10 protein-coding genes are annotated in these 10,496 nt (G+C 69.9%); 4 read left to right on the forward strand and 6 right to left on the reverse strand.

From position 1 onward, the window contains the following. Window positions 1–62: 62 nt before the first annotated feature. On the reverse strand, window positions 63–188 hold the full coding sequence (locus tag ACSW7Y_RS13180; protein ID WP_438126726.1) for a hypothetical protein: 126 nt from the start codon (window positions 186–188) through the stop codon (window positions 63–65). 75 nt (window positions 189–263) lie between these two features. Continuing rightward, window positions 264–476, reverse strand: a complete 213-nt coding sequence (locus tag ACSW7Y_RS13185; RefSeq protein WP_438126727.1) for a hypothetical protein — start codon at window positions 474–476, stop codon at window positions 264–266. Between the two features lie 63 nt (window positions 477–539). On the opposite strand from ACSW7Y_RS13185, the gene ACSW7Y_RS13190 reads away from it, so the two are divergent. Beyond that, window positions 540–803 (forward strand): hypothetical protein, encoded by a 264-nt coding sequence (locus ACSW7Y_RS13190; RefSeq protein ID WP_438126728.1) that lies wholly within the window; start codon window positions 540–542, stop codon window positions 801–803. A 35-nt stretch (window positions 804–838) separates the two neighbouring features. On the opposite strand, the gene ACSW7Y_RS13195 is transcribed toward ACSW7Y_RS13190, so the two are convergent. From ACSW7Y_RS13195 to ACSW7Y_RS13210, 4 genes are all read right to left on the reverse strand, one after another. Next, a complete protein-coding gene (locus ACSW7Y_RS13195) occupies window positions 839–1,273 on the reverse strand; it encodes a VOC family protein (protein ID WP_438126729.1) in 435 nt (144 codons plus the stop codon). Continuing rightward, window positions 1,270–1,719, reverse strand: a complete 450-nt coding sequence (locus ACSW7Y_RS13200; protein WP_438126730.1) for a VOC family protein — start codon at window positions 1,717–1,719, stop codon at window positions 1,270–1,272. Before ACSW7Y_RS13200 ends, ACSW7Y_RS13195 begins: the two co-directional genes overlap by 4 nt. A gap of 170 nt (window positions 1,720–1,889) precedes the next feature. Then, window positions 1,890–2,489: a TetR/AcrR family transcriptional regulator gene (locus ACSW7Y_RS13205; protein WP_438126731.1), complete on the reverse strand. Its 600-nt coding sequence runs from the start codon at window positions 2,487–2,489 to the stop codon at window positions 1,890–1,892. An 83-nt stretch (window positions 2,490–2,572) separates the two neighbouring features. After that, a complete protein-coding gene (locus tag ACSW7Y_RS13210; protein ID WP_438126732.1) occupies window positions 2,573–4,738 on the reverse strand; it encodes an MDR family MFS transporter in 2,166 nt (721 codons plus the stop codon). A gap of 119 nt (window positions 4,739–4,857) precedes the next feature. On the opposite strand from ACSW7Y_RS13210, the gene ACSW7Y_RS13215 reads away from it, so the two are divergent. The 3 genes from ACSW7Y_RS13215 to ACSW7Y_RS13225 form a co-directional block, all read left to right on the forward strand. Continuing rightward, the gene (locus ACSW7Y_RS13215) at window positions 4,858–5,334 is read left to right on the forward strand and encodes a MarR family winged helix-turn-helix transcriptional regulator (RefSeq protein WP_438126733.1); all 477 of its coding nucleotides are present in this window, start codon (window positions 4,858–4,860) and stop codon (window positions 5,332–5,334) included. 444 nt (window positions 5,335–5,778) lie between these two features. Further along, a complete protein-coding gene (locus ACSW7Y_RS13220; RefSeq protein ID WP_438126734.1) occupies window positions 5,779–6,450 on the forward strand; it encodes a hypothetical protein in 672 nt (223 codons plus the stop codon). 74 nt (window positions 6,451–6,524) lie between these two features. Further along, the coding region (locus ACSW7Y_RS13225) for a hypothetical protein (protein WP_438126735.1) at window positions 6,525–10,496 on the forward strand (3,972 nt) is incomplete at its 3' end.

Below are 10,496 nucleotides of genomic sequence, written 5' to 3' on the forward strand. Positions count from 1 at the left end.
CCTCCAGGCCGTCACGTGGTCGCGTCAGCGACGCGAGGTCGGTTGCCCGACCGGCGGTCGCGTCAGCGGCCCTCGTTGATGAGTCCGAGCCAGCGGCCGAAGCGCTGTTCCGGCGCGTCGTGGAGCGACGGGACGGGGCGGCAGTGCTTCTCGTCGCGGTCGGTCGGCTGGGGGTCGGTCTGGATCATGGCTCGCTCCTCGTGAGATCGGTGTTCATGTCTACGCCGGAGCGGCTGGCTCCATTCCCGGTTCGGCCGGACGCGTCACTCGACGTGGTCGGACGGCTCCTCGGTCTCGACGCCGGTCTCGGCGGCACGGTCGCGGAGGTGGTCGGCCATGGCCGCTGCGCCCTCGTGTCCGTGGTCGTGTTCGACCTGCTCGACGAGGCCGTGGAGCTTCTCCTCGTTGGTCGCCTCCTCGGCGCCGTCCATCACCGGGTGGTGCTGCTCTTCGGGTTCTCCGTGGTGTTCGCTCATGCGCGGGACCGTACGCCCCGAGTCCCTGATGCCGGGGTACAGGGCGCTCCGTATGCTCGCAACATGGCTGACTTCACCGCTGACCAGGCCGCCGTCGTCCGGATCGCGCGCTCCGAAGAGGGGCGGTGGGACCTCAGCGTCGTGAGCGACAGCGGCGTCGTGATGGGCCACGGCGTGTACCTCTTCGACGCCGCGCACGACGACGAGATGGACGAGATCGCAGCCGCCCGCGAGTTCGTCGGGCAGTACGGCTTCGACTTCAGCGCGGACAGCGTGCAGGAGGAAGCACCGGACGTGTTCTGGGCGCCGCTCGTCGCCGCGGACTGAGCGTCGGCTGCTGCACCGGTGTGTCGGCCTCGGCGTCAGTCGAGGCAGAACTCGTTGCCCTCGACGTCCTGCATGACGATGCACGACTCGTTGATGCCGTCCGCCGTCATGCGTCGGACCTGGGTCGCGCCGAGCGCCACCAGCCGTGTGCTCTCGGTGTCGAGGGCGGCGAGACGCTCCTCCCCGACGAGGCCCGTCCCGACTCGGACGTCGAGGTGGACCCGGTTCTTCACGACCTTGCCCTCCGGGACGCGCTGGAAGAAGAGGCGTGGACCGACGCCGTCCGGGTCCTGGCAAGCGAACGCTGATCCTCGGTGCTCCGGAGGCAGTGCCGCATCGAACGCTGCCCAGTCCGCGAAGCCCGGCGGTGGTGACGGCACGACGTAGCCGAGGACCTCGCACCAGAACCGGGCGACGCGCTCCGGCTCCGCACAGTCGAACGTCACCTGGACCTGCCGGACGACGCTCATCGCCCCGGCTCCTGCTCCTGCTCCTGCTCGTGCGCCTGCAGCGCCGAGGCCTCGTACCCGACGAGCCATGTCACGCCGAAGGCATCGCGCACCTGGCCGTCCCAGTCGCCCCAGGGCCGCTGCTGCAGCGGGTCGAGCACGGTGCCGTCGACGGAGAGCGCCTCGAACCAGCGGGTCAGCGTCGCGGGGTCGGCGGCGCCCAGCAGCGAGAACAACAACCCGGTCGCCGTGAACGCGGTCTCGCCGTCAGCTGCGTCGGCCGCGAACAGCTCCAGGTCGCCCGCGAGCTGTCCGTGCGCGACGGAATCCGCCGGTCCGTCGGTGCGGCTGAAGTCGGCGTAGGTCGCGATCCGGACCTCGCCGCCGAACACCTCCAACCAGCGCTGCAGGGCCGCCCGGGCGGTGCCGGGGAGCTGGAAGTACGGCGACGGACCCTTGGCTCGCATGCAGGGAGGCTACTGCGGGCGCCCTCCCGCGTCGAGAGTGGCCGATCCGGTGCGCCGTCCCCGGGGTTCGAGCACCGGATCGGCCACGGACCACGCAGGGACCCGCCGGCGACTCCTGGCGAGGCGCGTGTCGGCGCCGCCACGCGCCTCCAGGCCGTCTCTTGGCAGGTTCAAGCGGTCGCGAGCGCGGCCATCTCCGCGACCACTGCGCGCAACCGGTCGCCGAGCTCGACGGTGCTCGAGACGGTGTCGCGGTGCGCGACCTCGGACAGGGCCGACATGACCAGGGTGACGACCGTCCGTGCCGTCTGCTCGTCCGTCCGGGTGGTGACCACCGCGAGCATCGCCTGCCGGGATTCGGCCATCCAGCGCATCACCATCGGGGTCATCTCCGGCCGGTGGACGAGCAGCTCCTTGGTGCGGCTCCGGTCGGAGGGCAGCGGGACGCTCCGCGCGACGAGGGTGCAGACGTCGTCGACGAGGCGACCGCTGCCCTCGCGGAAGGCATCGGCCACCCGGTCGGGCGTGACGACGGTGTCGAGCCCGAGGGCGGCGTGCGCCTTCGACGTGAAGTAGTTGAAGAAGGTGCGGGGGGAGACGTCCGCGTCGGCGCAGATCTGCTCGACCGTGACCCCGTCGAGGCCGTGCTCGATGACACGGTCGAGTGCGGCGCCGTGGATGGCCTGCCGGGTCTGCTGCTTCTTGCGCTCGCGGAGGGTGCAGGGCTCGGGGTCGACGGCGGTGTCGCGTTCGAGCGCCGGAGTGGTCACGAGGGTCTCCTGGTGGTCGTGGCGGGGGAGTGGAGGGTGGGGCGTCCGTCCGCGCGGGGGGAGCGGACGGACGCCCCGGTCGGTCACCGGCGGGCGGGGTTGGACCTCGTCGTCGGTGCGGACGAGACCGGCACGGAGCCCGTCATCGGTCCGGTGAAGGAGCCTGCCTCGGCCGCGGCGGCTCCGGCCTCGGCCTCGAGCTGCGCTTCGGCGGACAGGTCGTGCTGCTCCTGCAGGGCCGAACGCTGGCGCAGCGGCGGGACCCGGAAGAACCAGGTGAGCACGAACGCGAGCAGGATCACGCCGAGTCCGACCCAGTAGATCGTCACGGACGAGGCGTTGAAGCCCGCCATGAACGGCCGGGTGAGGCGGCTGTCAGCGCCGGTCAGGAACGAGGTGTCGTTCGCGCTCGAGGCGTTCTCGCTCGTGCCCGAGCCGTCGTCGATCCGCTTCGCGAGCGTCGGGGTGAGCTGGTCGATCCAGTAGGAGCGCTGGGAGGCGTTCGACCAGTCGACGGTCACGGTTCCGTCCTGCACGGAGGCGTGTGCTTCGTCCGCGACGGCGGCGAGGGCCTGCTGTTCGGCGGCCGGGGTAGCGGCGGCGACCTGCTGGTCGATGACCTGCTGCGCTGCGGCGGCGGGGACGGTTCCGGCGGCGAGCTGCTGCTGCACGGCGGCGGTCACCTGCGCCGTCACCGCTGCCTGCGCGGCGGACTTCGCCTGCGTGGCGGCGTCGTCGAGCTTCGTCTGCACGCCGTCCTCGAGCGGGGTCACGATCGGCGTCCAGATCTTGTCCATGACGCCGCGGTTCTCGCTCGCGGACGCCACGGTCGGGTTCGTCGCGGCACCGAGTGCGGCGGACAGGTCTTTCTCGTTCGCGGTCGCGTGCAGGATGTTCGCCGGCATCACCGAGAAGAGCACCGAGAGGAGCACGGCCGTGCCGAGCGTGCCACCGATCTGGCGGAAGAACGTCGCCGAGGAGGTCGCCACACCCATGTCCCGGGCCTCGACGGATCCCTGCGACGCGAGGGTGAGCGACTGCATGACCGAACCGAGCCCGAGGCCGATGAGGAACATGCCGATCATGAGGAACCACAGCGGTTTGTCGATCGTCATGAACGTGAGGACGACGTAGCCGGCCGACACCAGGAACGTGCCGATCACCGGGAAGATCCGGTAGCGGCCGACCCGGGCGACGATCTGGCCGGACGTGATCGACGCGATCATCAGACCACCGACGAGCGGCAGGGTCGCGAACCCGGACTCGGTTGGGGTGAGCCCGACGACGATCTGCAGGTAGAGCGGGATGGTCAGCATCGCACCGAACATCGCGAAGCCCACGAGGAAGCCGATGACCGTGGCCATCGAGAAGGTGCCCGAACGGAAGAGCTTCAGCGGGATGATCGCTGCGTCGCCCATCTTCGACTCGATGACGAGCAGCGCGACCAGGCCGACGACACCGACCACGTAGCAGGCGATGGCGGCCGGTGAACCCCAGCCCCAGGTCCGGCCCTGCTCGGCGACGAGCAGCAGCGGGACGAGCGTGACGATCACGGCGGTGGCGCCCCACCAGTCGACGACGGGCTTGTCGCCGGCCCGGTGGACCTTCGGCAGGTGCAGGAAGACGATCACCATGATGAGCGCCGCGATGCCGATCGGCACGTTGATGAGGAGCACCCAGCGCCAGCCCGTGATCCACAGGATCTCGGAGGAACCGGCGAGCAGTCCGCCGATGAGCGGGCCGATCACGGATGAGATGCCGAACACGGCGAGGAAGTAGCCCTGGTACTTGGCACGTTCGCGCGGGGCGAGGATGTCGCCCATGATCGCGAGCGGCAGCGACATGAGCGCGCCGGCCCCGATGCCCTGCACGGCGCGGAAGCCGGCGAGCATGATCATCGAGGTCGACATCGACGAGAGCACGGCGCCGAGGATGAAGACGACGATGCCGAAGATGTAGAGCGGCCGGCGGCCGAAGATGTCGGAGAGCTTGCCGTAGATCGGCGTCGCGATCGTCGACGTGATGAGGTACGCCGTCGTGACCCAGGCCTGCTGGTCGAGACCGTGGAGGTCGTCGCCGATCGTGCGGATCGCGGTGCCGAAGACGGTCTGGCCGAGCGAGGACAGGAACATGCCCGCCATCAGGCCGTAGATGACGAGGAGGATCTGGCGGTGGGTCATCAGCGGCTGCTGACCGACCCCACCTGCGGCCGCGGGGGCCTGCACCGAGACGGGTGCGGTGGCTGTCATCGAGCTCCTTGGATCAAGCTGCGCGAACCGGGGTTTCGCGCTGTGAAAGTTTGCAGACCGCGCAACGATACATCCGTTGCGTTCTGGAAGCAACTAAATCCGCCCAGTACGCTGGCCCCGTGAACGAGGACCGGACCGCTGCCGAGCGACTCCTCCGATCCCAGCTCGACCGGCTGTGGGTGCGGCAGACCATCCGTGCGTCGCTCATCGAGTCGCGCGGGGGCCTCGACCCGACCGCGCGCGTGATCCTCCGTGCCGTCGAGCACTTCGGCTCCGTCCGCTCCACCGCGATCGCGGACGCCACCGGGCTGTCGCGGCCGGTCATCAGCCGACGGGTCGCCTCGCTCGTCGACGGCGGTTTCCTCACCACGGCGCCGGACCCTGCGGACGGTCGAGCGGCCCTCCTGTCGCTCGCGCCGCTCGGCATCGAGGTCCTCGACCAGCTCGACCTGGCCGGCGCCGAGGTCTTCGACGACCTCACCGGCGGGTTCGCCACCGGCGAGCTGCGGCAGCTCGCAGCGCTCCTCGAACGGCTCAACGACCAGGCCGACACCATGCTCGGGGTGGGCGCGGCCGCGCGCGACGCGGCCTCCTGACCGCGCGGCGCGACGACCGCGACGGGGGCGGACCGCCGGAACCAGGTTCCGGACACGGAACCGCGCTGTGCCGTAGTGCCATGTCCGGAACATGGTGCCGTGCCGTGCCGTGCCGTGCCGTGCCGTGCCGCCGCGACGCGTCAGCGTCTCGTTTCGGTGTCGCGCGCCCGCCTGGCGTCATCGCGGCGCCCCAGGGTCGGACGGGAGGCGCGGTGTGGGCCTGCGACGCCCCCGCCTTCAGCGCGTTCCTCGGTCAGCCCGGTGAGTCCTGTCGCCCTGGTGGAACGACGCCCTTCGGTGTGCCCGACGCGTCGAGGCGCACGGCGCCGGAGGTGCGATTTGGAGAAGCGAACCCCGACTGAATATATTCAGCATGTGAAATACAGACTGAAAACCAACCGAACGCGGAGGGCCGTCCTGATCTCGGTCGCCGCAGCAGGGCTCGTGGCCTCCATCGGAACGGGAGCTGCCTGGGCGCAGCAGCCGAGTGCCGACAGTCGACCGCACGCCGCGGCCGAGGAACCGATCGTCCTGATCGAGCAAGACTGGTTCGAGTCCAGCGTCGGCGACTACGCGGTCTGGGAAGCCATGTACCGCTGCCCTCCGAACCAGGTCATGATCGGTGTGCGCGCTCCGAAGGCGGACACGTTCGAAGGAACATCGGCGGTCCGTTGCGCGGTCCCGGTCATCGGTGAGCACCCGACCGCGAACGTGGCGCTCATCGGCGAGCGGGCGACATCGGAATGGCACGACCCGCGGACCGGCGACTGGTTCGGCTCCGAGTGCGGGAACGCCGACGACAACACCGGCATCCCGTTGCTCGCCAGCGTGCACGAGCACGGGAACGCGCCGCGCGTCCAGTTCCGGTGCGCCGAGCTCGTCGCGGACACCAAGAAGGACTTCCGGTTCCCGGGCGGGCAGCCGACCGTCTCAGCGACCAGGACGGAGCGGCAAGCGGTGATCACGACCGCGAAGGGCGGTTTCGCGTTCGAGTGTCCCGACAACATGGCCATCTCGGGGCGTTCGCAACACCACGAGCTCGAGGGTGGGGCCGCGATCCCGTACCCCGCGGAGGTGCAGTTCACGTGCGCTGCCTGGAAGGTGAGCGCCAAGTGAGCGCTCTGTCGCGTGCAAGTGCGACCAACCGACCGATTCGACGCATCTTCGGATGGGCCGCCGCGAGCACCCTGGTGGCCGCGCTGATCGCTGGTGTCGTGGTGGCCCCGCCGGCCGCCGCGGTCCTTCCCGATGCGGAGGAGCTCCTCGAGATGCTCGACGAGACGCCCTGGGCGAACGGCGGTGTCCCGGACACCGTCTGGCGCGGCGACACCCGCAGCCCGGCCGAGATCGCTCGAGACGGATTCACGCCGCGAGGCGACAACGACAACCTCGCGGACCACGTGCTCGACAAGGTCCGGCCGAAGGACTCGGCCTACGTGTCGACCGGTGGCGATCCGGAGTCCGTGGAGCAGTTCATGCGCATGGGCACGGTGGACGAGAACGGCGACGCGATCCCGCGCGGGGACTTCTGGGTCTACGAGATCGCGCCCGACGAGAACTTCGTGAACGTCCAGAAGTCGTTCAAGGACGCGCTCTTCCCGGACGGAACGGCGGACTCGTTCAACGTGGAGCTCGCCGAGAACCTCGACAGTGGGAACCCGGACGAGTGGATCACGAAGATCGTCGACGAGAACGAGTGGGCTGCGCGAGGCGGGGTCCGACCGAACTCCGTGCGATCGTCGACCAAGTACACGCACTACATCGACGACTTCGGGGACCACGCGTGGCGACCGGAGGCGCCCGAACGCGCGCCGAACTTCTCCGACCCCGAGAGCGCACCGAGGGACGAGGCGCGGCCGATCCCGACCAGCGGCGCGTGCTACCCGAGTCCGGACGGCCGAGCGGATGCCTGCCTCCCCGTGATCGACGACGAGGACTCCCTGTCCGAGCTCCACAAGGGCCGCTTCGACGGGGACCTCGAAGGGGTCGACTTCACGACTGACCTCGACCGCGCCGTCGAGGATCCGGAGACGTTCCTGATCCCCGCGCCGGAGACGCTCGACGAACTCGCGGCCGGCGGAGACTTCGGCCACCTGTCCGGGGAGGTCGCGGACGCCTTCGAGAAGGACCTCGACCGGATCAGATCGGTGTCGTCCGACCCGGACCTGCTCGCGTCCGTCGGCGAAGACCTCGAGTACGGGTTCGAGGACGCTTCGGAGTTCTTGCCCTACTTCGGCATCGCTGCGACCGGGTACGCGCTCCGCGAGGACTGGGAGGACGGCAAGTGGGGCGACCTCGTGTTCGACGGCATCGCCGAGGTGGTCCAGGTCGCGATGGAAGCCGACCCTGCGTTCCTCCCGTTCATGGAACCCGTCCTGCTCGCGGACCTGTTCCGCAAGGAGGTCGCCGACTGGCTCTGGAAGCTGGCGCATCCGGCCGCGGAAGCAGCGGACTGGCGGAAGCACCTCGACAACGCCAACGACCAGCTCGACGACGCGCCGACGGTCCTGCTCGAACACTGGGCGAAGGAGCGCGGGACTGCGCTCGACAACGTCTTCCGCGAGCAGGTCGACGAGGCGATGGGCGAATCGTTGGCCAAGCGGATGCGTTCGGACGCTGCTGTCCTGAAGTCGATGCGGACGGCGATTGTCGAGGAGCTCCGACTCCGCGCCGCCCTCTCGGCCGCGCGCGCCGAGCCGGATGCCCGGGTCGGGATCCTCGGCGCCGGGTACGACGCCGAGGTGCAGGTGGCTGCCGCCACGCAGCGGGCACTCACCGAGCGCTACGCGCAGTACCAGAAGGCCTTCCCGTCGATGGTGGACATCGGAACCGAGACGGTCTGGAACCTCGACCTCACGAAGATGGCCGACGAGTTCCTCGCGGAGCCGAAGATCGCGGAGTACATCGACTCCGTCACGAAGCAGCCCTGGGAGGCGTACTACGGGGCGTCCTGGGACTCGTTCGACACCCGGAAGCTCAAGCCCCTCGTCGACAGCAGCATCGCCAACACGAACCAGCTCATCCGGGACGTCGAGCGTTCGCGGACCTGGACCGAGACCGATCCGTTCGACACTCAGGAGTACGTCGGCCTGTTCGGTGCCGCGTTCGAGGAGAAGGTCGGTGAGGTCACCATCGTGCGGGGTCCGGAGCCCAAGGTCACCCAGATCGGCGTCCACAGGGTCTCCGTCGGCACGGCGGACGGTGCGCCGCTGGCACCCGGGAAGACGGCGACCCTGTCGTGGAACCGAGCAGACGTCGACGATGCGTCCATCGAGTGGCCCGCCGGCGGGACGGTCTCGTGGACGGTCGATCTTCCGTCCGGCATCGACCCGGTGGGCTTGCCGAAGGACGAGGACGAACAGCTGTTCAGCACGCGGTGGTCTGCGTCCGGCAACCGGGTGACGGGGACCGTGACGGCGAAGCAGGACAACGTGCCGTTGGTGGGGCCGCGCCAGTACGACATCACGGTCACGGGCAACTCGCGGTTCAGGGCCACGGACGTCGGAACGATCCTGTTCACCTCCGATCCGTCGACACGGAGTCTCGCCCCGAGGTCGTCGTTCGGGCTGACCGAGGGCGGTCTGCGGCCAGCTGACAACGACCCGGTGACGCTCGTCCCGGGTGGGCACGCTGACGCACGCGTCGTGCTCACGGTCCACGATCGGACGGTGACCCGTCTCGGGGACGGCGTGGTCGAGCTCCGGGCGCCTGAGGGCACGCGCTTCGCGACGCAGACTCGAGTGGACGGGCACTTCCGTCCTCAGCCCACGGCCGACTGGGAACGATCGGAAGAGCTCACCAGCCGCTCGGAAGTGGTGGACGGCGGGGTCGTGCTGCGCATCTGGCCGGATGCGCACCTGACAGCGAAGAAGGGCAGCGCGGTGTCGTGGACACCACGCCTGGAAGCCAACGTCTCGGCGCAGCCCGGCGACCGTGCGATCACGTACACGACCGATGCGCGGACGAACCTCGGCGCGGTGGTGATCGCCGGTGAGGTCCCCGTCATCGTCAACCCGGCCTACCACGCATCCCCGATCACCTTCGACACGCAGGTCGTCCCCGAGTCGGGAGAGGCTGCGGTCCGGTTCGGCTACGACGCGCTCGAGGCTCTACCCCTGCTCTCGGACGCGAAGCTCCGCGTGTCCACCCACACGGCTGGTGTGCTCTGGGCGGAGAGCCAGACCGTGAAGGCGCAGCACCGGTCCTCGTCCGACGACGAGTGGGGGTTCTGGCCGACGCCGGGCAAGCCGTCGCTTTCGGAGGGCGGTCGCACGATGACCGTCACCCGCGACATCGGTCACCCGCTCGACCAGGGAGCCGGCTTGTCCTACACCGGTCTGCTCAGGACCCGTGACTGGGCGGATCCAGGGCCTGTGACGATCACGTGGGAGCTGAGCGGCACGCTCGGCGGTCGCCCGGTCTCGACGACCGGAGCGGTCGACATCGTCGTCGGGGAGCAGTTCCGCATCACGAGCGGCAGCGTTCCCGAGCTCGTCTGGGGTGGCGAGTCGAAGCCGTTCCCCGTTCGTGCCACGGTCCTCGGCGCGCCGCTCCGATCCGTGACCAGCGGAACCGTGACGATCACCGCTCCCACCGGGCTGTCGTTCGCTCCGACCGACCGGCTGGTCGCGATGCAGTCGACCGGGGCCGGCGCGCCGACCGAGGGTCCAGCGGTGTCCCTCGAGGACGTCGTCCTCCATGACGGCGGACGGAGGCTGACCGGTTCGCTCGTCGGCGGTCCGGTGAACCTCCCGGCCGGAGGGTGGGTCGAATGGCGACCGATGCTGGGGATCGGTTCGTGGACCGCTCCCGAGGGACGTCACGGCGTCGGGATCCGACTCCAACTCTCGGGTTCCGCGGGTGACGCGAGCGGCTCGGGCAGTGGGGCGGTCGTCGTCCCGGAAGCCCCGCGAGCCGAGATCACGCAGACGAAGGTCCCCGCGCTCCTGGCGAACCAGGCCGGCACCGCCGAGTTCGGTGTCCGCACGACGGGCGCCACGCCTGGGCGCGGATTGGCGGTGTCCCTGCAGGCGCCGACCGGAGCCACGTTCGCGTCCGCGACGGTCCGGATCGGTGGAGCCAGCGCGAGCGGGGAGGTCACGGGCCACCTGTCCACCGATCGACGCAGACTGAGCTTCGGTCTGTTCGATGCGGTGGTGACC

Source organism: Curtobacterium flaccumfaciens (assembly GCF_051548005.1).
Lineage (GTDB): Bacteria > Actinomycetota > Actinomycetes > Actinomycetales > Microbacteriaceae > Curtobacterium.